The 22,910-nt window shown below is 50.5% G+C and carries 18 protein-coding genes and 2 tRNA genes; 11 read left to right on the forward strand and 9 right to left on the reverse strand.

Annotated elements, in window-relative coordinates:
* The first annotated feature begins 227 nt into the window (after window positions 1–227).
* The 4 genes from NT239_12255 (at window position 228) to NT239_12270 (ending at window position 5,376) form a co-directional block, all read left to right on the forward strand.
* Complete coding sequence (locus NT239_12255) at window positions 228–1,451, forward strand: HD-GYP domain-containing protein (protein ID XGA70541.1); 1,224 nt, start codon at window positions 228–230, stop codon at window positions 1,449–1,451.
* Window positions 1,452–1,484: 33 nt separating this feature from the next.
* Complete coding sequence (locus tag NT239_12260; GenBank protein XGA70542.1) at window positions 1,485–2,672, forward strand: response regulator; 1,188 nt, start codon at window positions 1,485–1,487, stop codon at window positions 2,670–2,672.
* Window positions 2,673–2,696: 24 nt separating this feature from the next.
* Window positions 2,697–4,208 (forward strand): polyphosphate:AMP phosphotransferase, encoded by a 1,512-nt coding sequence (gene pap, locus NT239_12265; protein XGA70543.1) that lies wholly within the window; start codon window positions 2,697–2,699, stop codon window positions 4,206–4,208.
* Between the two features lie 88 nt (window positions 4,209–4,296).
* Window positions 4,297–5,376: a hypothetical protein gene (locus NT239_12270; protein ID XGA70544.1), complete on the forward strand. Its 1,080-nt coding sequence runs from the start codon at window positions 4,297–4,299 to the stop codon at window positions 5,374–5,376.
* 21 nt (window positions 5,377–5,397) lie between these two features.
* Here NT239_12270 and NT239_12275 read toward each other — a convergent pair whose 3' ends face one another.
* A complete protein-coding gene (locus NT239_12275; GenBank protein XGA70545.1) occupies window positions 5,398–6,180 on the reverse strand; it encodes a class II glutamine amidotransferase in 783 nt (260 codons plus the stop codon).
* A gap of 101 nt (window positions 6,181–6,281) precedes the next feature.
* Here NT239_12275 and fliD point away from each other — a divergent pair, with 101 nt between their 5' ends.
* On the forward strand, window positions 6,282–7,739 hold the full coding sequence (gene fliD, locus NT239_12280) for a flagellar filament capping protein FliD (protein ID XGA70546.1): 1,458 nt from the start codon (window positions 6,282–6,284) through the stop codon (window positions 7,737–7,739).
* Window positions 7,740–7,821: 82 nt separating this feature from the next.
* On the opposite strand, the gene NT239_12285 is transcribed toward fliD, so the two are convergent.
* The 3 genes from NT239_12285 to NT239_12295 form a co-directional block, all read right to left on the reverse strand.
* A complete protein-coding gene (locus NT239_12285; GenBank protein ID XGA70547.1) occupies window positions 7,822–8,610 on the reverse strand; it encodes an SDR family oxidoreductase in 789 nt (262 codons plus the stop codon).
* Between the two features lie 49 nt (window positions 8,611–8,659).
* Window positions 8,660–9,679, reverse strand: a complete 1,020-nt coding sequence (locus NT239_12290; GenBank protein ID XGA70548.1) for a folate-binding protein YgfZ — start codon at window positions 9,677–9,679, stop codon at window positions 8,660–8,662.
* 70 nt (window positions 9,680–9,749) lie between these two features.
* A complete protein-coding gene (locus NT239_12295; GenBank protein ID XGA70549.1) occupies window positions 9,750–11,036 on the reverse strand; it encodes an AsmA family protein in 1,287 nt (428 codons plus the stop codon).
* Window positions 11,037–11,117: 81 nt separating this feature from the next.
* Between NT239_12295 and NT239_12300 the strand changes: the two genes are divergently transcribed.
* From NT239_12300 to NT239_12310, 3 genes are all read left to right on the forward strand, one after another.
* Window positions 11,118–11,193: transfer RNA gene (locus tag NT239_12300), tRNA-Asn, on the forward strand.
* A 55-nt stretch (window positions 11,194–11,248) separates the two neighbouring features.
* A tRNA-Asn gene (locus NT239_12305) sits at window positions 11,249–11,324 on the forward strand.
* A 127-nt stretch (window positions 11,325–11,451) separates the two neighbouring features.
* Entirely contained in the window at window positions 11,452–11,985 is a 534-nt protein-coding gene (locus tag NT239_12310; protein ID XGA70550.1) for a hypothetical protein, read from the forward strand.
* A 122-nt stretch (window positions 11,986–12,107) separates the two neighbouring features.
* Here NT239_12310 and NT239_12315 read toward each other — a convergent pair whose 3' ends face one another.
* Together NT239_12315 and murJ are read right to left on the reverse strand one after the other, a co-directional pair.
* On the reverse strand, window positions 12,108–13,310 hold the full coding sequence (locus NT239_12315; protein ID XGA70551.1) for an aspartate/tyrosine/aromatic aminotransferase: 1,203 nt from the start codon (window positions 13,308–13,310) through the stop codon (window positions 12,108–12,110).
* A 236-nt stretch (window positions 13,311–13,546) separates the two neighbouring features.
* Window positions 13,547–15,082 carry a murein biosynthesis integral membrane protein MurJ gene (gene murJ, locus NT239_12320; protein ID XGA70552.1) on the reverse strand — a complete coding sequence of 512 codons (1,536 nt, stop codon included), beginning with the start codon at window positions 15,080–15,082 and terminating at the stop codon, window positions 13,547–13,549.
* Window positions 15,083–15,242: 160 nt separating this feature from the next.
* Here murJ and rpsT point away from each other — a divergent pair, with 160 nt between their 5' ends.
* Window positions 15,243–15,506, forward strand: coding sequence for a 30S ribosomal protein S20 (gene rpsT, locus NT239_12325; protein ID XGA70553.1), 264 nt, complete (start codon window positions 15,243–15,245; stop codon window positions 15,504–15,506).
* 313 nt (window positions 15,507–15,819) lie between these two features.
* Here rpsT and NT239_12330 read toward each other — a convergent pair whose 3' ends face one another.
* Window positions 15,820–16,176 (reverse strand): hypothetical protein, encoded by a 357-nt coding sequence (locus NT239_12330; GenBank protein XGA70554.1) that lies wholly within the window; start codon window positions 16,174–16,176, stop codon window positions 15,820–15,822.
* 156 nt (window positions 16,177–16,332) lie between these two features.
* On the opposite strand from NT239_12330, the gene NT239_12335 reads away from it, so the two are divergent.
* Window positions 16,333–17,442: a diguanylate cyclase gene (locus NT239_12335; protein XGA70555.1), complete on the forward strand. Its 1,110-nt coding sequence runs from the start codon at window positions 16,333–16,335 to the stop codon at window positions 17,440–17,442.
* Between the two features lie 48 nt (window positions 17,443–17,490).
* On the opposite strand, the gene NT239_12340 is transcribed toward NT239_12335, so the two are convergent.
* A complete protein-coding gene (locus NT239_12340) occupies window positions 17,491–19,254 on the reverse strand; it encodes a GGDEF domain-containing protein (protein XGA70556.1) in 1,764 nt (587 codons plus the stop codon).
* Window positions 19,255–19,423: 169 nt separating this feature from the next.
* Complete coding sequence (locus NT239_12345) at window positions 19,424–21,043, reverse strand: NAD+ synthase (protein ID XGA70557.1); 1,620 nt, start codon at window positions 21,041–21,043, stop codon at window positions 19,424–19,426.
* Between the two features lie 222 nt (window positions 21,044–21,265).
* Between NT239_12345 and NT239_12350 the strand changes: the two genes are divergently transcribed.
* The gene (locus NT239_12350; protein ID XGA70558.1) at window positions 21,266–22,870 is read left to right on the forward strand and encodes a serine/threonine protein kinase; all 1,605 of its coding nucleotides are present in this window, start codon (window positions 21,266–21,268) and stop codon (window positions 22,868–22,870) included.
* Window positions 22,871–22,910: the final 40 nt, after the last annotated feature.

Here is a 22,910-nt window from a genome sequence, read left to right on the forward strand (position 1 = left end):
CCTATCATACAGACAAATGTTGTTTGTTTCATGTAATTAATTTGTTGGTATTTTTGTGGTTGTGTCAGAAAGTAGGTGAGTTGCTATAGTTTAGGGTATTGCTCTGTATGCCTTATTAATCAAGACTTACTGGGCGATGCATTAGCGGGTATCTGAGAGTGGCCGAATTGCTCGGCGCTGCGGTAAGGCGTGTCCTACACTGAGAGAAAATTGCCGATGCCCGCGATATGATCAAAAAAATACCTGCTCATGCACTTCGTATCGGGATGTTTATTCATGACTTAAATGTCGATTGGATGAATCATCCCTTTGTGCGTAATAAGTTTGTTATTGCGGACGATGAAGCTCTCGCCAAAATTATGGCCACTGGCGTGCGCGAGGTTTACATCGATATCACTCGGGGTTTAGATATGCCCGACGCGCCAACGGTCGAGGAAGTGAATGCCGAGTTAGATGCGCAGTTAATTCAAATCGCTGAGGCGCCGGCGCCGATTATTCAGGTCTCGTTTGCTCAAGAGCTGGGCCGGGCAAAGAAAATTCATGGCCACGCGACGAATGTTGTGCGCAATGTGATGCGGGATGTGCGCTTGGGCAAGGCGATTGAGCTGGCGGGCGTGGCGCAGGTTGTTGAGGATATTACCGAATCGGTGCTAAGAAACAGCGGCGCGCTGGTGGGGTTGGGCGCGATTAAAGATAAAGACGAATACACGTTTTTGCATTCAGTGAGTGTCTGCACCTTAATGGTGACATTTGCACAGTCGCTAGGGCTCGATCGCGACACGATACGCTTGGCTGGCGTTGGCGGTTTATTGCACGACACCGGAAAAATGAAAGTACCGAATGATATTTTGAATAAACCTGGACGATTGAGCGAGGCGGAATTTGCCATTATGCGTAGTCATCCTGAAGAGGGGTGGAATATTCTGCGCGGTATTGAAGGGGTGGAGGAGATTCCGCTGGATATTACGCTGCATCATCATGAGCGGCTCGATGGTACTGGCTATCCACATCAATTACCTGGTGAGCAAATTAGCCGCATGGCGCAGATGGCTGCGGTGGTGGATGTGTATGACGCAATCACCTCTGATCGCTGTTATCACAAAGGGATGACCGCGCCCGAAGGGCTTCGTAAATTATGGGAATGGAGTAAATTTCATTTTAATCCCGAGCTGGTGCAGGCCTTTATGCGAACCGTTGGTATTTATCCTGTTGGTACCTTGGTTAAGCTCGAATCTGGTCGTTTGGCGGTGGTGATTGAACAAAATAATGCAGCGATGCTGCAGCCGATTGTTAAAGCGATTTTTAGTACTAAATCCAACACCTATATCAACCCTGTTGTCGTTGATTTGTCTCGCCCGATGGGTAAGGGGGGGGCGGATAAAATCGTGGGGCACGAAAACCCGGAAAAATGGCGCATCGATGTGCAGCGATTTTTGTTTGAACTGGTGTAAATGCTAGTTGTGAGATGAAGGGGTAACGCAAACATGGCCGATGTTGGGCAACAGCGAATATTAATCGTCGATGGTGATGCGGCGATGCGCGTGCAACTGATCGACGCTTTGGCCCATTTAGGTGAGATCAAAGAGGCGCATGATGGACAGCAGGCTCTGGCGTTAGCTCAAGAATTTAGGCCGCATATCGTGTTACTCGATACAGATCTGGCCGTGATCGATGGGTTTGAGCTCTGTCGTCAACTGGTGCAAAGCGTGAAAGAGACGCGTGTCGTGTTCATGGCGAGTAATGCCTCTTTGGAAAGCCGAGAGGCGGCGTATCTGGCGGGGGCCGATGACTATATGGGCAAGCCGCTACTGATGCCGAAGGTGCGTTATCGTATAGAGCGATTAGCCAAAGTGATTGCCGATGCTGAGCAATTAAAACAATCGCTGAAATCAGCCACCGATGTGGCGATGATGGCCATTTCCAATAGTGGTGAGATGGGCGGCGTTATTGATTTTATGAAACGCACCAGCGAATGCCATGATATTGAAGCGCTACTCAAAGCGGTGGTCTCTACGTGTGCAGGCCATTTTCAGCTAAAAGTTTCGGCGCAAATTAGTACAGAACATGAGCAAAAAACACTCAATAGTGAGGGGCGTTCCAGCCCGCTGGAAGCCGAATTATTGCTACGTTTAAGAGAGGGCCAGCGTATTTATCAATATGGCACGCGGATGGTGATTAATTACCCGAATGCCATCGTGCAAATAAAAGACCTCAATTGGAGTAATGACGAATACATTGGGCGGATACGCGATCATATTGCCATCGTGGTAGAAGCGGCATCTAATCGTGTGAATGGCATTGTGCTTGAGCAAGCGATGATCGAGCACAATCGCAAAATACAGTCCTCGATTAACCAAATTGTCGAGGTGGTACGGCAAGTCGAAGTGGAATATAAATACCAGCAAGGGGCGGCCCGTGAATTATTTGAAGGTTTAAGGATCCAAATTTCAGGTGCTTTAGCTGGATTGGGCTTAACGGATGCTCAAGAAGAAGATTTGTTATACATTGTGCAAGCCAGCTCAATGTACGCTGATAAATTATACGAAGCTGGTTTTTCTCTAGACCAGAAATTTGCAGGTGTAATCGGGCAACTCCAGCAATTAATCGTCGCAGAAACGCAGCTTGTTTCTGTGCCCGAATCCGATTTGGACGATTCTGTGATTTTGTTTTAATGCCAATTCATCAAGGTTGACGCCATGTTTGCTGCCGCCGAATTAGGACATACCCTCGAAAAAGAGCAATATAAAATCGCTGCGGATCAATTAAGGCAGCAATTACTGAGTATTCAGTATCAGCTCAAAGAGCGTGCGGATTTTCCCGTCGTTATTTTATTAGGTGGCGTGCCCACTGCGGGACGCGGGCAGGTGGCCAATTTATTGCTCGAATGGATGGATCCGCGGCATATCGCCACGCACGCTTTTGCCGCTCCGAACGATGAAGAGCGCGCGCGCCCTCCGTATTGGCGCTATTGGCGGGTGCTGCCACCCAAAGGCAAGATGGCCATTTTGTTTGGCGGCTGGTATAGCGGGCCGATGTGGGATCAGATGATGTCGCAGCCCGATTCAGTTGATTACGAGCATGAATTGGCCAAAATTATCCGCTTGGAAAAGATGCTGTCGGATGAGGGCGCGCTGATTTTGAAATTTTGGCTGCACTTACCGAAAGAGCAGTTGAAAAAACGCCTCAAAAAATTTGCCAATGACCCGCGTACTTCTTGGCGCTTTGATGAAAGCGATACGTGGTTTGCCGATCATTATGATGAAGTGATCGCCTCGCAAGAAGATTTATTGCACAGAACCAATTTAGCCGATGCACCATGGCGTGTGATTGAAAGTACAGATGAGAAGTACCGCGATATAACCGTTGGCACACATATCTTAGAAGCCATTACCCACCATATGGAGCGTGCTTCGGTACGCCAGAAACGCGTTGATGCCGCGCCCTTGATGCCATCGATTGATGGTGTGCGCTTGCTCGATAAGCTAAGTCTGGATTCATCACTCAGTAAAAGCGAATACGTCGAAGAGCTCGAAGTTTTACAGGGGCGCTTAAATCGCCTCACGCGGCACCCCGATTTTAAACAGCATTCGGTGGTGTGCGTGTTTGAAGGGATGGATGCTGCGGGTAAAGGCGGGGCAATTCGGCGCATTACGGCTGCTTTGGATGCGCGCCAATACCGCACCGTTCCAATCGCGGCCCCCACTGAGGAAGAACGCGCACAGCCGTATTTATGGCGTTTTTGGCGGCACATTCCGCCCCACGGGCAAATTACCCTGTTTGATCGCTCTTGGTATGGTCGCGTTTTGGTGGAGCGCGTTGAAAGCTTTGCCAGCCGCGCCGATTGGATGCGCGCATATGGTGAAATCAATGATTTTGAAGCGCAGATTAGCAATGCCAATGTGATTGTGGTGAAGTTTTGGCTGGCTATCAGCAATGAGGAGCAACTACGCCGTTTTAAAGAGCGTGAAGCAATCGAATATAAGCGCTTTAAAATTACCGACGAAGATTGGCGCAACCGCGAAAAATGGGATGCGTATATCGAAGCTGGTAGCGACTTAATTGAGCGCACCAGTACCGCAATTGCACCGTGGCATTTGGTTGGTGCTAATAATAAATACGCGGCCCGTCTAGCTGTATTACGTCATCTATGCGATCGAATTGAAGCCGCTTTAGAACCCAAACCAAAGAAAAAACGCAAATCCAATTAGCCCAGCGTGTGCATTGTGCACACCCAGTAGATTACTTCTCCGTTTTGAGCGCTGAAACGGTAAAATAGGCCGCTTAAAGGAGAGTCGTGTGGCCGATTGGAGTATCTGGAAAACGCTGGAAGATTGGCGGAGCAAGCGTCATGAGCTTGATCCGATCTTTGCTCGAGCCGGTGTCGCACCAGAGTTAGAATCGCTCGCCAATCGGATTGCAACTGATCTGCGCCGCGTTCCCCCTACTAAACCGCTGCTATCGGGCGACACTGATCGCGATGATAAAGAAATGGCCGCCTATTTTGAGGCCTATTTTATTCATTTTGATGAAGCGTTGTACAAAGCCGAAAATCTGGTGCGGATGCCGTGGGTGCCTGAAGCGGCCCCAACAGGCCGCGCGGTGCTGGCTGAAATTGAACGCCTGCGTAAAGAGATGCGCACGCATCCAGGCACACATCCACCGTTCGAGCCTCTGGATCAATTGATTCAACAGTACATCCGGCTTGATGATCCGGATCTGAATATTCCAGCCGAATTAATGAATGCGCGCCGCCAGATGTTGGTTGATGTGGCGGGCTATCCGCTGAATGTGCAACACTCCATCAAAGACCCGTACGACAATTCAATTCCACCCTTAGCGAGTGACGAATTTCGGGTGCAGTTGCACGAAAAAATGCAGCAATATTTGGAGCAAGACTGGCTGCATTGTCGTTTGATCACGCAGTGGTACATCAGCCTTGCACTGGATGCCGCCTTGGCACGCAAGAAGCGCGATGCCGCGGACGACGAGCGTATTCGCGCGATGCTATCGCGGCGCTGGCCAACTTTATCGGTGCTGATGCCAACCGTCGAGCATATTGATCAAGTTTGGTATTTGCTATTGGCAATGGGCGCGATTGCTAGCTTATTGCTGGAAATTTGGTGGTTGGCTGTGCCCTTGATTCTGTGGCTGAATTTATCAGTGGGCGGGCATCGTCGCGAGCGTAAAGAGCTAGAGGCGCGGCGAGCGCAATTAGCTTCCCGTGCCCAAAGCCTTAAAACGGTGCGAGATCGCTTTGCGCATAATCAATTGACCTTGGAGCGGATTGCGCCTCTGTTGCGCCAATTAGATGAAAAAGGTGAATATTTCGATGAGCATGTCTTCGCGCTATTGGGCCTTCATCAATTTTCAAGCTAGGGTATTAGCATACAGGCCAATCTAGGAAGTGCTTGTGCTGCTATACTCTGGCTCTCCATCGACGAACATTAATAACTGACCGCTTGGCATCGCGATCCATTGCTCATTATCCGTGAGTGGCTCGGTGGCGATCACTGCGACCTTGTCGTTTGGTGTGGTTTCTTTAGCAAAATCAACGGCAAGATCAGTATCACGCAAATGGGCTTGGCAAAACGGGGCTTGTCGCACGATATAGTGCAATTTGGTGCTGCAATGTGCAAACAAGGCTTGGCCATTTGAGAGTAGGAAATTAAATGTGCCGCCCTCGGCCAGCTGTGCGCTCAAGCCTTGGAGTGTTTCATGCAGCTGGACCAAGCTTGGCGCTTGCGCAAAACGGCTTGCTAGCTCGTTCAATAGCCAGCAAAAAGCATGTTCGCTATCGGTTGTGCCAACTGGCAAAAAGCGTGAATTCGTCAAAGGGGGCAATTGAGTCAGATTGCCGTTGTGCGCAAAGATCCAGTGTTGCCCCCACAGCTCGCGGCCAAATGGGTGGGTATTGGCTAAATTAATTTTCCCTTGTGTTGCTTTGCGAATATGCGCGATGACATGCTTGCTTTTGATTGGATAGGCACGGACTAAATCCGCGACCGGGCTCGAGATCGACGGTAAATAGTCCAAAAACAAGCGACAGCCTTCGCCTTCAAAAAAAGCAATCCCCCAGCCATCGGAATGCTCATCGGTTAAGCCGCCGCGCCGCCGAAACCCTTCGAACGAAAAAATAATATCAGTGGGCGTATTGCAGTTCATGCCGAGCAGTTGGCACATGATCGATAACCTATTGTTTTTCAACGCTATTGGCGTAGAATGAAAAGAGATGCTTTTGGGTTATCACCGTATCGCCATCTCGGCGAAAGTAGGTGAACATCATGTTAAATAGTATATCTGGCCGCAACGATTTTTACTCGCGCTATGGCGGGGCTGAATCGATTTACGGGCGAAATACCAGTGTGCAATCTGCGGGCTTATCCGCTCAATCGCTTGCTGCCATTAATCAGCTGAGTGGCATTGGTTCGATTTCAGCCTCCAATTTACGGCTGAATAATCTCAATTCGCTCAATAGCCTTTCGAACGATTTTCTCAGCAAACGCAGCGCTAGCTCGACGGTGAGTTTATCGCCCAGTGCCAAAATCCAATCCAGCTTAAGCACGCTCAATACCGAATTAAAACGCTTAGCGGCGCCATTGCGTAGCAATCTTTTGCAAGCAACGTCGTCCGACCCTACGGTCGCACAGGCAAAAACGCTGACGGGCGGCGCGCCGGCTGCGGCAAAAAATGTCAATGTCGAACAATTGGCGCAAGGCCAGCTCAGCCAAACTGCCAACTTCAATGCCGCGACCGAGCTGCTTGGTCAGGGGCGCTTAACGATTCAACTGGGCGCAGTAGCCAATGGCTCGCAGCAAGCAGAGGGGCGTGCGATTAGCGTTGATCTGGCCGCAATCGATACCTTGAGTGACGTGGCGCGCAAAATCCAAACGGCTCAACCGGCATTGAAAGCCAGTGTGGTCAGCGACGAGGCGGGCACGCGTTTGCAAATAGAAAATAGCGCAACTGGTGCGGCGCAGGCTTTTACGATCCAAGCGCAATCCAGCGATGATGAGGCAGCGTCGGGCAACTTGGCAAAGCTCGCGATCGACGCCAGTGCGGCACAAAATAATGCCAATCGTGTGGCGCAAGATGCCCGAGTGCAAATTGACGGTCGCGATCTGCGCAGTAATACCAATGTGCTGAACGACCCCACCAGCAATTTAAGCCTCGATATACGTCAGGTCGGCTCGACGTCCGTGACTTTAAGTCGTGATGTGCGAAGCTTAAATCAGAATTTTGCGCAATTGATTGAGCAATTTAACCAAGCGCGTAGCCAGTTAACCGGGCAGACAAAAAGTGCGAGCAGCACGGATGTGGGTTCTGGGTTGGCGCGGCGTGAACTGAGCCGCTTAGACGAGGTGCTGAGCAATTTGGCGGTAGGGCAGGGGCAACAGCGGGTTTCGCTGAATGATTTAGGAATAACGACGGCCAGTGATGGCAGACTGATCGTCAATGAAACACGGCTCAGTCAACAAGCTTTGGCGCAGCCCGAGGCTGCCAATAATTTGCTGAATCTAGCGATCGATAAACTGAGTCAAAGCACGGCGAGCTCATTGCAAGAGTTGTCGATACTCAATTCACCGTTTCAGCAAATACAGCGCAGCGCCAATCCAAATACCAGCATTAGTTTTGCTGCGGCAGGCAATGCGCTGTCGCTGTTGCAATCGAGCTCGCAAGGCTTAAGTCTGCGTGGTTTGTATGGAGTCTCACAGTATCTGCAGGTGGCCCAATTTAGATAAAGGCTAGCGCGATATACTGGATGGAGGTAATAAAAAAGCCCGCTTGCGCGGGCTTTTTCTATTCAAGCGGTATGCTGCTTGATTATTCGCTAGCCAATGCGCCAGCACCGATGAAGAAGCCAACGTCAACGTGCAAGATCTCACCGGTCATCCCAGATGCCAAGTCAGACAACAAGAAGGCGGTTACATTGCCCACTTCTTCTTGCGTTACATTGCGTTTTGCTGGGGTTGCATCGGCCGCGCCTTTCAGCAATTTACCAAAATTGGCGATACCTGCTGCGGCCAAAGTTTTAATTGGGCCAGCAGAAACACCGTTAACACGGATTTCTTTGCTCGTACCCAAAGCGGCGGCCATATAACGAACGTTCGCTTCCAAACTCGCTTTTGCCAAACCCATCACGTTGTAGTTTGGAATCGCGCGTTCAGCGCCAAGGTAAGACATCGTTACCAACGAGGCGCGTTCATTGAGCATCGGGCGCGCAGCTTTGGCCAAAGCGGCAAAGCTGTATGAGCTGATGTCGTGCGCAATCGCGAAGTTTTCGCGGGTTACGGCGTCTAGGTAATCACCTTTCAATGCATCGCGCGGCGCAAAACCGATCGAGTGCACCAAGCCATCAAATGTTGGCCAGTGTTGACCCAGTTCAACGAATAAACGGTCAATTTGTTCATCGCTGGCAACATCACAGGGCAGTACGATGCTTGAGTTAAAGTGCGCTGCTAATTTAACAACGCGGTCTTTCAAGTCTTCGCTGACATACGTGAATGCCAATTCAGCGCCTTCGCGGTGACACGCTTGCGCAATGCCGTAGGCGATAGAGCGATCGGACAAAAGGCCAGTAATCAAAATCTTTTTATTAGCGAGAAACCCCATTGGGCACAGTCCTCGAATATCAACAATCGGGCGATTATAAGCTTAAAAATCAATTCATGGCATAGGGCAATGCTAAGTTGTGCAGCAAGGGGCCATTTACATCGCCTAAATGTAGGCCATGTTCAAGGCTGGCGATTTGCGCCACAACAAGCAGTTCCATGCCGCCTTGCGGTGCTGGCGCTGCCAACATAATTTTGCCGCTAGGCTGGCCATTCATTTCAGGACTGAATACGTCTTGCCCTGCTTGAGCATCAAGACTATCAACGTGCATGCGGTAAGTGCGACGTTTGAGTTTGCCCAAGTATTGCGTACGCGCCACAATTTCTTGCCCAGGGTAGCAACCCTTGGTAAAGCTAATGCCACCGATTAGTTCGAGGTTGGCCATTTGCGGAACAAACTCTTCTTGTGTTGCCGCCGTGACCCATGGCGAACCAGCTTGAATTTCGCTGAGACGCCATACCGCTTCACCTGCAGGCGTAGCACCACTGGCAACGATTTGTTCCCAAACCTGCTTGGCTTGTTCTTGCGGTAGCAATACTTGGTAATGCTCATTGAGCAAACCGATGATCTGAATGTCGCCTTGCTCGATCACTTGCATCGCATCGGGCGCAGCGCCAAAAACTTTGCTTATGCTGGCTTTGGCGTGCTTGCCAGCTACACCTAGTAATGCCAATTCGCTAGTTGCATCGCTGGCTTTGGTTTTGCTGCGCAAAATAAACATCGATAAGCGTTTTTGGATTGCAGCTTGAATCGCCTGATCGATTTGCAATAAGTAGTCGTTGCCGCGACGAATCACATAAAAACTCGCCTGCATCCGCCCCTTCGGCGTTGAATAGCTCGAAAATTGAATCTGATTGCTTTGTAGTGCGCGAATATCGCTCGACAATTGGCCTTGTAAAAAGGCTTGAGTTTCTTCTCCGCTAAACCGGATCAAACCGAATTGTGTCAGCGGGCAAACAACGGTTTGCTCTGCATAAGCCTGTAGCTCGGCATCGGGCTTGCCAAATGAGGTAACCAGAGTGGGATTAGTGTCAGAAAGCGTAGCGCCAATCTCGTTGAGCCAAGTCATAAAGAAAGCCGTCCTATCAAAAAATTTAGAGCTAAATATTATCACGCCCCGACTAGCGGGACGTATTGGCTTACTCTTTTGCAGCATCAAGATTTGGGGGTGGTGGCTCACTTGACTCTTGCAGTGTTGGAGCTTGGCTGGAGGGGCGGTATGCGCCGGCACTGCGCAGCTCTGGTGCGTTCAATGCGCCAGTGACGCGCAGTTGATTGCTAACGGTAACCACGCCAGCAGAAAGTTGTGATGCCACATTTCCTGAGATTGTATTGTCGCGGATGATCAGGTCGCCGCGAGAACGGAATTTCCCAGCGTCTAAAGTCATGCTGCGCAATTGCACCACTTTGCCGTTGATCGCTATGCCACCTGATAAGGTGTTGAAGTTCGTTTGTCCGCCTCGGCTTTGTACCGTAGGGCTTTGGGTTTTGAGTGGAGTAACTAAATCGAAGTTGCTCAACATACCGTCTTGGATAATAAATCGACCACTGATTTGAGCCTTATTGAATAAGCTTGCATAGTCTGCCGCAGTATATCTAAACACTGCATCGGCGTTCATTCGACCGCTGCTACGAGTGACAGGGCTAAAGATTTCAATTAAGGGCTCGACTTGAATGTTTTTGCCGAACAACTGACCAGTTAATTCCCAGCCTTGCTTCCAGTTGAGTTGGCCATTGCCAGTTACAAGGCCGTTGTAAAGGTCGGCTCGAATGTCGGCGATTTCAATGCCCTCCGTATTTGCACGACCAATCAGTTTGAGGTATTCGAAATGGACAGGATAGCCCAAAGGGAGCTTCCAGCCCTTGGCATTAAACTGTACTTTGAAGTTTTCACCTTGCTCGGGTTGAACTTGCAGCTCAGCGCGACCTTCGTCGGCGGTAATCAGTAAATCATCAATACCACCATCGGCCTTAAAGCGAAGCTGCCCATCAACGGGGCCGATAGTACTGTTTTCGAGCTTAACGCTGGTCTGTACTAAATTTAGGCGTGAGATTTTAATTGGCTTGTCCGCTGCTGGCTGTAGCTTATTTGGTATATCGAGCGCGAATGCACGAGAGAAAGTGGCCTGATTGAGTGAAATATCGCGAAGTGATTTGCCCCAATTGAGCACGTTATAGGTGTTGATTGGAATTTCGATGCGTTGAATTGATGCGGTATCTGCCGAATCGAGTACGACATTCTCTAAGCTGAAAACGGGTTTAGGGGTGTAACTAAAATGAATGCTACCGATCTGAGCCTTGCTGCCAGATACCTTGGAGAGCGTTGATTCCAAATCAGATTTGATCAATCCATAAGGAAAAATGAGGGGGGCTGCGGCAATGATGCCACCGGTTGCCAATAAACCAATCAGGATATTTTTAGACATGGGTTTCGTTTTCGTCGATAAATTTTTACGGTTTTTCTTGACTGCAACGCTAGAGGTGTCTATTATACGCCCCATACCGATTCCCCGATAGCTCAGTCGGTAGAGCAACGGACTGTTAATCCGTGTGTCCCTGGTTCGAGCCCAGGTCGGGGAGCCAAATTACCGATTCAAGTTAGATCTATTAACTTGAATGGATTGATGTAAAGATCAATTCCCCGATAGCTCAGTCGGTAGAGCAACGGACTGTTAATCCGTGTGTCCCTGGTTCGAGCCCAGGTCGGGGAGCCAAATAAGAAGGCTAGCTTACACGCTAGCCTTTTTTCTTTTTTGCTGCAAATAAATCTTCTTGTCCGATTGATATTGTCGCGTTTATGCTAAATGAAGTTAATGCTTTAATCATTAATGGAGTTTAAGCATGTCCGAAGAAACTGCCGCCCCTGACGAAGAGAGTCATACCCCTAACCCTGTTGTTGCTGACGCGCCTGGCTTTTTACAGAAATATCGCTGGCATTTGATCGGTGCGGGGGCATTTTTGCTGGTGGTGATCTTTTTTATGGCGGGTGTAGCCGTTGGGATGAGTAAGCGCGGATTTGAAAAAAAATTCTATCTGGATCAAATTGCCAAACTCAAAGTAACTTTATCCAGCGCCGTTGAACGGCAGGAAGAGCTGCGGCAGGAAATAAAAGAGCTGAAAATTGATTTGCGCGCCAAAAAAGATCATGTGGCCGAGCTGGAAGATAAAGTGGCGGCTTTTGAGCGTAAATCTGAGAAGTCGGCTGAGCCTGCTGCGCATGGTGCTGTCAAATCTGAGGCGTCGGCGCAATCTGCAGAATCAGGCGATCCTGGCTTAGATTATGTTCGAATGAAGGCGGGTGATTGTGTGGTTGATGGCTCCGCAGGTGCGACGGCAAATAAATGGAAAGAGTGCCTGCAAAAGGCAAAAAAATAAGGGTATTGCCTGCTAGCTAATGCAAATTGCTATTTGTAGGGTAATACCTACCATTCTGAATTCTATGTTCGTAAAAAAGCCCGCAAGTAGCGGGCTTTTTTCATTTCAATTTGAGGCGCTAATTACAATACTTTAGCAATTGAATCAGCTACGTAGTCGATGTTGTTGACGTTCAACGCAGCCAAGCAGATGCGGCCAGTTGAAACGGCGTAAATGCCGTATTCAGCGCGCAGTTTTTCAACTTGTTCAGCAGTCAGGCCTGTGTACGAGAACATACCGCGCTGTTGCGTTACGAATGAGAAGTCTTGCGCCACGCCGCGAGCTGCCAGCTTTTCAACCAAGCCAGAGCGCATTGCGCGGATGCGAACGCGCATGCCGCCGAGTTCTTCTTCCCACATTGCGCGCAATTCTGGGCTAGCCAACACTGCAGCAACCACTGCACCACCGTGGATCGGTGGGTTAGAGTAGTTAGTGCGGATAACGCGTTTCAATTGGCTCAATACGCGGCCAGATTCTTCTTTGCTTGAGGTGATGATCGACAAAGCACCAACGCGCTCGCCGTACAAAGAGAAGCTTTTCGAGAACGAGCTAGAGATAAAGAATTGCAGGCCAGACGCAGCGAACGCTTTCACCGCTACTGAGTCAGCGTCGATGCCTTCAGCGAAACCTTGGTAGGCCATGTCGAGGAATGGCACCAAGCCGCGCTCACGGCACACTTCAACCACTTCGCCCCATTGTGCGTCAGACATGTCTGCGCCAGTTGGGTTGTGGCAGCAAGCGTGCAAGATGATGATCGAGCCAGCTTCAAGAGTTAGCAGGAACGCTTTCATCGCCGCGAAATCAACGCCGCGTGTCGTCGCGTCGTAGTATGGATAGTCGCCTACTTTGAAACCAGCCGATTCAAAAATCGCGCGGTGGTTTTCCCAGCTTGGGTTGCTGATGTAAACGGTCGCATTTGGGTTTAGACGTTGCAGGAAGTCGCCGCCGATTTTCAGTGCGCCCGTGCCGCCCAAAGCTTGAGCAGTCACTACGCGACCTGCGGCGATCAGCTCGCTTTCTGCGCCGAACAACAAGTTTTGCACGCCCGCGTTGTACGCTGGGTTGCCTTCGATGGCTTGGTAGCCGCGTGGTGGTTGCGCCGCCAAGCGTGCTTTTTCAGCTTCTTTCACTGCTGCGAGCAAAGGAATTTTGCCTTCGTCGTTGTAGTAAACGCCTACGCCCAAATTCACTTTGGTGCTGCGTGTGTCGGCATTAAACGCTTCGTTCAAACCCAAGATCGGGTCGCGAGGGGCCATTTCTACGGCGGCGAAAATCGAGGATGTCATCCTGTGCTCCATCAATGAGTGTATCCGGGCAAGGGCCTATGCATGCGGTTGCCGCGGTTTAGGGAAAATATCGTCGCCAATTTTACCACGACTGTGTGCTGTGTGCTGTAGTGCGTGTGTAAGGCGCTTTGTGTCAAATCAAGCTGTTGGGTTTAATTTTTTAACTGGTGGGTATACGTCTGAATATCTTTTTCAGTATGAATTCTAGCCGCATACCCTGATGTATTTTTTATGGCTTAAACACTGCGACGGGAAAAATCGCGTGGTCTAAAGCCCAATAGGCCCAGCGTCGCAAAGTAGGCACCAATGCCGACTGCAACCAAGCCCGCCAAGCGCAATAAGCGCAGTGCCATATTGCCTTGCGACCATTCGGGCATGATTTGCAACATGCCAAACAAGGCTGCACCCATCACGCTGACGGCGATCAGTAGTTTGAGTAAAAAGCCAGCCCAGCCACTTTGTGGCGTGAAAAAATCTTGTTTACGCAAATTATAAAAAAGTAAGCCCGCGTTGGTTAGCGCGCCCAAGCTAATCGCCAATGCCAAGCCTGCGTGTTTAAGTTCGCCGATCAGCAATAAGTTAAATAACTGCGTAACCGCCAAGGTAAATAGCGCAATTTTGACCGGCGTTTTAATGTTTTGCCGTGCGTAAAAGCCGGGCGCCAAAATTTTAATCAAAATCAGCCCGACCAAACCCACTGCGTAGGCGCTGAGTGCCTGTTGCGTCATTGCTGCGTCGTGTGCGGTGAATTTGCCGTATTGAAACATCGCCACGGTCAGCGGTTCAGCAATCAGCGCCAACGCGACGGCCGAAGGGATGGCCAGCAAGAGCGCGAGGCGCAAGCCCCAATCGAGTAGGCGTGAGTATTCGGCGGTGTCGTTGCTGGCGTAGGTTTTCGACAGCGACGGCAATAAAATCGTGCCCAGTGCTACGCCAAGCAAACCCGTCGGAAATTCCATCAAGCGGTCGGCGTAATACATCCATGAAACTGAGCCCGAAATCAGGAAGGACGCGAAAATCGTATTAATAATCAGCGAAATCTGCGCGACTGAAACGCCCAAAATGGCGGGACCCATTTGCCGCATCACACGCCAGACACCGGCGTTTTTAAAATCAAGTTTCGGCCACGACAGCATGCCGATTTTGCGCAAATGCGGTAGCTGATACGCCAACTGCGCCACGCCACCGACGACCACGGCAACAGCCATCGCCATAATTGGCGGGTCGAAGTAGGGCGTTAAAAACAGTGCGAAAATAATAAACGAGATATTCAGCAGCGTCGGAACAAAGGCGGGGACCGAGAATTTATTCCAGGTATTAAGTACCGCGCCCGCTAAGGATGACAGCGAAATCAGGAAAATATACGGGAAGGTAATGCGCAGCAGATCAACGGTTAGCGCGAATTTATCCGGGTTTTTGGCAAAGCCCGGGGCTGAAATCCAGATAATCGCCGGTGCGGCAATTACGCCAATGGCGGTGATGATCGCGAGCACCAAGGTCAGCATGCCTGACACATCGGCGATAAACTCACGCGCTGCTTCGTCGCCTTGCTTGTTTTTGTATTCGGCCAGTATCGGCACGAACGCCTGGCTGAATGCGCCTTCGGCGAAGATACGTCGTAGTAAGTTGGGTAATTTAAACGCCACATTAAATGCATCGGTGGCGACGCCCGCACCAAAAATCCGCGCCATAATTGCATCGCGCGCGAAACCTAACACGCGTGACACCAAGGTCATTGAGCTGACCGCTGCGACTGCTTTTAATAAGTTCATGTTTTTATTCCCACCCTATTGGGGGTGAATGATACGCTGCTCTTGCACTTGGCGTGAAGAACGAATAAAATCGTCGGCTTTCTAGGGTTGTGTGTGCTGCCGAAAGTCCGTGTCTCCGGCCAAGCAGTAGACCCGTTACACCTACTAGGAGCAATACAACATGGCAAATTCAGCACAAGCACGCAAACGCGCTCGTCAAGCTACCGCAGCACGTGAACACAATGGCGCTCAGCGTTCAGAGTTCCGCACTGCAGTTAAAAAGGTACTGAAAGCGATCGCTGCTGGCGATAAAGCTGCTGCAGCTACTGTTTACCAGCAAGCGGTTAGCACGATCGACCGTATCGCTGACAAAAAGATTTACCACAAAAACAAAGCTGCTCGTCATAAGAGCCGCCTGGCTGCTGCTATCAAAGCAATGGCTTAAGTTTTTGCTAGAATCGCAGAAAAGCCCACTTTCGAGTGGGCTTTTTTGTGCCTGCAACTTTTGTGGGTGTTTAAGCTGGAGTAGGTCTCGGCGTAGCCGAGCCCTTGAGCATGGTAGAGAAATTTGCAGGCTATGTTCTATTCTCACACCCCCCCTGCCCTCTACCGCTTCGGGTATGCCACGTCGCTAAGCGGCAAAGCCGCTAAGCTTTGGCGTTATCCTTGAGAGGGAGCCTCGCTGCGCGAGTGGGTATTTCATAGAACTCAGTTTGTTGCGTAGAAATCGCTTTATTTCAGGTTTTTGAGTGATTTGATTAATGCGGGTGTGAGAGGCGAAACGTTTCCATAATGCGCCAGTAGGCCGCTTCTTCGAGAATAAACACGCGTCCATCGGGGGCTTCGTGTGGGGCGATGTCGATCACAATGCGTACAAAGCGGCCGATATCTTGCCAGAGTGCCGCCGCAATCCGCTCAACGAACCAATCCGCGCTTTCGCCCGCTTTGAGTGCGGCTTCATGGCGTAGCTCTAGTAACAATACGCCATCGCCCAGCGCTTGCTTGCGTATCCAAGAGGGCATGCACCAAATTCGCCGAATCGTGGTCAGGGCAATTTCTGCCTCTTGCGGGGCAAGCGGTGACAAACCAATTTGTAAACGATAAGAGCTAGCCATCGGTTTATCCTTGCACAATGCGGCGGCATTAACCCCTTATTTATTACATGCTCGCCGTTGACTGTCTAGTCTTATTCACGTTACTGCACTAGATTTACACCTTTCTGGGCTTGTTATGCTAGGCTACAGACACTGCATCAATGAATAGATAAAACCATGAATGACAGCACCGAATTGCTAAATCGCCCGAAAATTCTGGTGGTTGATGATTCTCGTATTGTCCGCGCGACAATTAAAAAGCATTTATCTGAGTTCTATGATTTGCTTGAAGAGGCCGATGGTGAGGCTGGCTGGCGCCGTTTGATTGGCGATGACTCGATTAGCTTGGTGTTGTCGGATTTAACCATGCCCGAACTTGACGGGCTTGGCTTATTGGCGCGCATTCGTGCCTCGGGTGAGCCTCGCCTTAATTATTTGCCGGTGATTATTATTTCTGGTGAAGAAGATGAGGAGACCAAATTGCGCTGTGTCGAATGCGGTGCGAACGATTTTGTCACTAAATCAACCGATCGCACTGAAATGTTAGCGCGGGTGAAAGCTAATTTAGATCTAGCCGAAACGCGGCGCGAACTTGCCGAATCGCGCTCGGTGCAAATCCAAACCAGCACTACGGATGCGATCACAGGGGTTGGTAGCTCGCATTTATTGAACTTGCAGCTAGAGCAGGCATTAGCATTTGCTTTGCGCCACAATAGCGAAGTCACAGTGATGCTGCTTGAAATTAATCACGGGCAAACGCTGCAAGATAAGCTGGGTGAGCGCGTGCATGGCCAATTATTAGGTCTGCTGGCGAAATTACTCGAAGCCAAGCTGCGTAAAGAAGACACCTTAGCGCGCTTAAATGATTCGATGTTCGCCGTAGTATCTCCTGCCACCCCGCTGATTGAGGCTCGCGTGGTTGCCGAGCGCTTGCGCCAAACGGTAGCGAATGCGCGGGTTAATTTCCGCAATGAGCAATTGCGGGTTACGGCATCCATCGCGGTGGGTAATTCTTGGCATGACGACGTGCACTCAGCCGAGCGCATGATGGCTATTTTGCAGGATAGGCTGTATGCCGATCCGATGAATAATCATGTGTTCATGACCGACCCAGATACGGTGCAAACACCAACGCCGTTAATTTCGGAAGCCTTAGTGATGCTACACAAGGGCAATGTGGATGAGTTGCGTCCGCACTTGGCCGCCTTGCTGCGCAATTTAAAACCACTCTTGCAATTGGCCAATGACGAAATGAATTTGGATTGGGATTTAAAGCAAATTGATTAGGTATAGCGCCACGGTGCTTTGCTGGTATGTGCTTACTGGCAATACCTGCTAGATTCTACTTTCGTTGTAGCCATTGATGCGTCGATCAATAAACAAAGCATTGCCCGCCTTGCGCTTCGCCATACTTTTCGCCGAGCTGGCAATGCTGGCGACTTCATGATGCGATTCATACCAACGCGCAATAATGCGTGCCGCACCCAATGATAAGGATACGAGTGGGTGTTGCTGAATTTCACCTTGTCGGTTGGGGGCGACATAGCTGCCTCGATTTATGTCGTCGTGGCTAAAATATTGCCGCAGTTGATTGGAAAAATCTTGCAACAAGGCTTCACAGCGCTGCTGCCAATTATCGCTGCGCAGTAACAAGATGAAATCATCGCCACCTACGTGTCCGACAAAATCAACCGCAGGGTCAAAATGATTGAGCAGCAATTGCCCAACGCATTTTAATAATTCATCGCCCCGCGCATAGCCATACACATCGTTATAGGGTTTGAAGTGGTCAAGATCGGCATACACCACCGTGAAGTTTTCTTGCTGCGCCAATAGCTGGCTCATGGTTTCTTGGATCGGCACATTGCCCGGCAAGCCCGTTAATGGATTGGCGTGACGGGCCGCATTGAGTTGTAGTTCGGTCATGGTGCGAATAAAGTCCCGCCCCGTACCCATGCCCAAATAGCGGCCTTGCTCGGTAATGATAAAACCCTCGTCGAGTTGTCGGTGCTCACACGCAGTCATTAAGCGTGCCAATTCAGTAAGACTAGTCGATTGTTCGACGATTAATGGCTGGGTATTCATATGCAAACTACACTTGCGGGTGCCAAATAATTCTCGACTAAATGGACGAGCCAGTAATTCTAGAAAGGCGTGGCGCCGAATCAGTCCAACCGGTTTATCTTGATCGAGGATTGGAATAGCTTGTAATTCGGCGTGAGCTTGAAAACGGCGCCACACCGCATCGTGCGAGTCATGAACCGACATCGGCGTGACATCACGCAATAAAGACATTGCCGAGCCATTGCTATGTAAAGAGTGATACTCAGTTTCCAATGGGGGCAAATTGATATTGGTCTTGGGATGTGGTGCGGCATGGCCTAGCAAATACCCTTGGCCAAATTGAATGCCTAGGCTGCGCACCATATCGAGTTCGGCACTTTCTTCAATGCCTTCTGCGATGACTTGGGTATGCGTATTTACGGCAATTTGCTGCAATGAACGCACAAATTGCCGTTTTTGTGGGTCTAAATGAATACCGCGAATAAAGTATTTATCAATTTTAACAATGTCAGGCCGCAGCTCCGACCACAAACGTAAACCGGAAAAACCTTCACCTAAATCATCCAAGGCAATTTGGAATCCCATTTCACGATAGTGGCGAATGGCATCAGCGAGCAGCGCATAATCGCTAATCGCCTGAGTTTCGGTCAACTCAATCACAATCCGCTGCGGGCGTAGTCCTACCCGGTTAAGGTAGTCGAGTGTTGCACGGGGACGAAAATTGGCTTGGGTAAAACTGCTGGGGCACACATTTAAAAAAAGTTTGCCGGGTAATTGGCTTTGGACAAATGCCGAAATAATCACTTTGCGACACGCAATATCCATTTCGGTCAGTAGGCCACAGCGTTCTGCGGCCTGAAAGAGCGCCATCGGCTGATGCAATTCACCTGCTGGGCCGCGAATTAATCCCTCAAAACCAAAAACCTCGCCCGTTTTAAATGCCGCAATGGGCTGAAATAAAGGGAAGAGCGTTGCTTGCTGGATAATATGGAGCACTTGTTCATACAAGTGCTCGATACGGCTAGAGGGAGGCATGCTAGGTAGTCGAGTGAGGCGTGAATATTGTAAGGTAACAGTGTAAGGTTACGATTGCGTTACATCAATATGTAAAATCGCACGTAGCGAAGCAGATTACACTGTACCCACATAAGAAACGCACATACTGCTACGCCGTAGGCACCGCAGTATGACTTGGATGACCAGCTTATAGGGTGAAGCGTTGCGTAATTGGCATGCGCCAATCTTTGCCAAACGAGCGCTCGGTAATGCGCGGGCCAACCGGTGCTTGGCGGCGTTTGTATTCGTTGATTTTCAATAAGCGCACCACTTTATTCACATCGGCCTCGGCGTAGCCGCGCGCGATAATGTCGGCAATGCTGAGGTTTTCTTCCACATACGCTGCCAAAATCGCGTCGAGCACGTCGTATTCAGGCAAGCTGTCTTGATCTTTCTGATCGGGGCGCAGCTCGGCCGACGGTGGGCGCGTGATAATGCGCTCGGGAATCGGCGCAGCTTGGCCTTTTGCAATCGCTTGTTGGTTGCGCCAGTTTGATAGGCGATAGACCATCGTTTTGGCGACGTCTTTCAGCACCGCAAAACCGCCGGCCATATCGCCGTACAGTGTCGCGTAGCCCGTCGTCATTTCGGATTTGTTACCCGTGGTGAGTACTAGCTTGCCGGTCTTATTGGATAAGGACATCAACAGCATACCCCGAATACGGCTTTGCAGATTTTCTTCGGTCGTATCCATGTCCGTGCCAGCAAACTCGTCGGCCAAACCCGCCATCATGCTTTCATACATCGGCCAGATTTCGATTTCGGAATATTTGCAGCCCAAAATATCAATCATCGCGCGTGAGTCGGTGACCGAAATATCGGCGGTGTAGCGCGATGGCATCATGACCGCGTGGCAACGCTCGGCACCGAGCGCATCAACGGCAATCGCCAGCGTCAGCGCCGAATCAATTCCGCCCGACAAGCCCAGTAAAATGCCGGGGAAACGGTTTTTGCCGATATAGTCTTTCACGCCTTGCACTAGCGCGCCGTAAATGCTTTCTTCTATCGAGGTATCGGCTTCAACCTTAGAAGGTAAAAGATCGCCAGCGCTATACTCACAGTAGGTAATTAGATTTTGATACGCAGGTGCTTGCAGCACCAACTCACCCGATTTATTGAGCGCAAACGAGTGACCATCAAACACCAATTCATCTTGCCCGCCCACCAGATTGCAATACACAATTGGGAAGCCGTTTTCTTCGACGCGTTGGCGCGCCACTTCGCGGCGGGTTTCTTGCTTAGCTTGATGGAACGGCGAGGCGTTCAGCACCAATAGTAGCTCAGCGCCTTCGTCACGCGCGGCGGCAGCAGGTTCGGTATCCCAAATGTCTTCGCAAATCGCGATGCCGACTTGCACGCCATCTTGCTCAAAGACCAAGGGCGAAAAGCCGGGGGTAAAGTAGCGAACTTCGTCGAAAACCGCGTTATTCGGCAACAACAATTTATCGTAGCGGCCAAGCAGATTGCCATCGCGAATCACGCTGGCCGAATTGAATACTTCATCGCCCGCCACACCGCTCGGGTGGCCGATCACCAAAGTGATGCCGTCAACTTCGTCGATAAAACGGCCGATCGCTTGCTTGCACTGCTTGAGAAATGCCGGGCGCAGTAGCAAGTCTTCGGGCGGATAACCAGTGAGCGCGAGTTCAGGCGTCAGCAAAATATCAGCGCCAGCCGCTTGTGCTTCGCGTGCGGCGGCCAAAATCAGCTCGGTATTACCAGCAAGGTCACCAACAATGGGGTTGATCTGGGCAAGGGCGATTTTCATGGCAACAGCTTCACGCAAAGTAAAACCGCTATTTTACTCCAGATTGCGCTTGGCGACTGCTATGTGCATTGAGCCTTTGCGGCAACAAGTGGCTGGACAACTAGTTCAAAAGGCGGCGCTTTTGTCTGTGGGCCGCATCACCTTTTTGATGTATGGCGCACTCGTAAAGATGTAAGCAAGGTACAATTCGAAGCGATTGATTCCACACCTTTTTTTCGAAGTATGAGCCAAGCCAAAATCGCGCATTATCAGTTGCAGTCCCGCCTCGGTAAAGGCGCGATGGGCGTGGTTTTTCGCGCGCGCGACGAGCGGCTTGAGCGCGATGTGGCAATTAAATTATTGCAGGTGAATCTCGAAAGCGATGAAGCGGCCGATTACGCTGCGCGTTTACTGCAAGAGGCGCGCTCTGCCGCGCGCTTAAATCACCCGGGCATTATTACGGTTTACGATTGTGGTGAGTGGCGTAGTAAATCGTATTTGGCGATGGAGTTGGTGCACGGCATTACGCTGAAAGACTTGCTCGAAAAGCGTGGGCAATTGTCGATCCGCCAAGTCGTTAGTATTGCGCGGCAAATGTTCGCCGCCTTGGGGCATGCGCATCGGCATAAAGTCATTCATCGCGACATCAAACCCGGCAATTTGATGTTGACCAAAGAAGGGCGCTTGAAGATTACCGATTTTGGCATCGCCCAACTTCCCGCCAGTGATTTAACGCGGACGGGTACGATTTTGGGCTCGCCACGGTATATGTCGCCCGAGCAATTGGCGGGCAAAAAGTTGGATGGTCGTGCCGATTTGTATTCGGCTGGCGTCGTGCTGTATCAATGCCTGACGGGCAAAGCGCCTTTTGACGGCGAAACGACGATGAACATCGTTTATCAAGTGCTACACACCACGCCGCCCGCGCCGCATGAGCTACGCCCAGAAGTGCCGCGCGTGCTTTCTGACCTCGTTATGCGTTGTATTGATAAGCACGCGGACCAGCGTTTTAGTAGTTTGGATGCCGCCTTGGCGGCTTTGCTTGGCGGAGATGTTTCCCCACAACGAGCAGAGTTGGCACCCGAAGACCCGACCGAGGCATTTCATACCAGCGATGCAGCTTTTGAAGCCAAAACGGTGGCGACGGCTTCACCAATATTACCGTGGTTGTCGCAAACGGGATCTGTCTTGGCATGGTTGGTGCGGCATTGTCTTGTTGGCCTGCGATTTTTGGGGCGACATCTTTGGTATTGCACTCAGGCCTTGGCGCGAGCATTACAACGCTGGACCCCACTGCTGTGGAATGGCCTGACTCGCTATGCGCAATTTTTGCGCCCTTACGGTAAAACGGCGCTGCAAGCGACTCGTTCGGCATTTCGCCGGCTGCCGCAACGGGTTCAGTTGCTGATTGTGCTGCTTGCAGCAGCAGGGGCGCTGTGGGCGATTTGGCCTAGCCAGCCAGCGGTTGAGCTGGAATTAAGCCCGGCCGTATCGAATAGTGTTGAAGACAGCAATGGCGATGCAAATCAATTGCAGGCTGAGCATCAGCAACGTAGTCAGTTATTAGAGAGTATGGCCGAGCAACAGGCTTTGGCTCAAGGCGAAGAGGGCACAAATCAAGTTCAGGCCAAGCAAGAAACCGCACCGATTGATCAATTTGACGCAGATGCACCGCGTGCCGAGCCAGAATCAATTGATCAGCAAGCGAATGTGTCTGGCTCGCTAAAACAGGCGGGGCAAGAAATTAAACAGGATGTCAAAGGGGTGTTCAATTGTATTCTGGGGCAAGGAAATTGCCCGAAGACGAATACCCAGGCTAATCATCAAACTGATCAACGGCGTCCTTAATGCAATTTGGGCAAGCTATTGCTTGCCCAATCAAAGCCAT

The sequence above is a fragment of the Chitinibacter sp. SCUT-21 genome (genome assembly GCA_041874755.1).
Lineage (GTDB): Bacteria > Pseudomonadota > Gammaproteobacteria > Burkholderiales > Chitinibacteraceae > Chitinibacter.

Excerpts from the sequence above, each read along its gene's own strand:
- NT239_12255 (XGA70541.1), top strand. The coding sequence starts at position 228 with ATGATCAAAAAAATACCTGCTCATGCACTTCGTATCGGGATGTTTATT.
- NT239_12260 (XGA70542.1), top strand. The coding sequence starts at position 1,485 with ATGGCCGATGTTGGGCAACAGCGAATATTAATCGTCGATGGTGATGCG.
- pap (XGA70543.1), top strand. The coding sequence starts at position 2,697 with ATGTTTGCTGCCGCCGAATTAGGACATACCCTCGAAAAAGAGCAATAT.
- NT239_12275 (XGA70545.1), bottom strand. The coding sequence starts at position 6,180 with ATGTGCCAACTGCTCGGCATGAACTGCAATACGCCCACTGATATTATT.
- fliD (XGA70546.1), top strand. The coding sequence starts at position 6,282 with ATGTTAAATAGTATATCTGGCCGCAACGATTTTTACTCGCGCTATGGC.
- NT239_12285 (XGA70547.1), bottom strand. The coding sequence starts at position 8,610 with ATGGGGTTTCTCGCTAATAAAAAGATTTTGATTACTGGCCTTTTGTCC.
- NT239_12290 (XGA70548.1), bottom strand. The coding sequence starts at position 9,679 with ATGACTTGGCTCAACGAGATTGGCGCTACGCTTTCTGACACTAATCCC.
- NT239_12295 (XGA70549.1), bottom strand. The coding sequence starts at position 11,036 with ATGTCTAAAAATATCCTGATTGGTTTATTGGCAACCGGTGGCATCATT.
- NT239_12310 (XGA70550.1), top strand. The coding sequence starts at position 11,452 with ATGTCCGAAGAAACTGCCGCCCCTGACGAAGAGAGTCATACCCCTAAC.
- NT239_12315 (XGA70551.1), bottom strand. The coding sequence starts at position 13,310 with ATGACATCCTCGATTTTCGCCGCCGTAGAAATGGCCCCTCGCGACCCG.
- murJ (XGA70552.1), bottom strand. The coding sequence starts at position 15,082 with ATGAACTTATTAAAAGCAGTCGCAGCGGTCAGCTCAATGACCTTGGTG.
- rpsT (XGA70553.1), top strand. The coding sequence starts at position 15,243 with ATGGCAAATTCAGCACAAGCACGCAAACGCGCTCGTCAAGCTACCGCA.
- NT239_12330 (XGA70554.1), bottom strand. The coding sequence starts at position 16,176 with ATGGCTAGCTCTTATCGTTTACAAATTGGTTTGTCACCGCTTGCCCCG.
- NT239_12335 (XGA70555.1), top strand. The coding sequence starts at position 16,333 with ATGAATGACAGCACCGAATTGCTAAATCGCCCGAAAATTCTGGTGGTT.
- NT239_12340 (XGA70556.1), bottom strand. The coding sequence starts at position 19,254 with ATGCCTCCCTCTAGCCGTATCGAGCACTTGTATGAACAAGTGCTCCAT.
- NT239_12345 (XGA70557.1), bottom strand. The coding sequence starts at position 21,043 with ATGAAAATCGCCCTTGCCCAGATCAACCCCATTGTTGGTGACCTTGCT.
- NT239_12350 (XGA70558.1), top strand. The coding sequence starts at position 21,266 with ATGAGCCAAGCCAAAATCGCGCATTATCAGTTGCAGTCCCGCCTCGGT.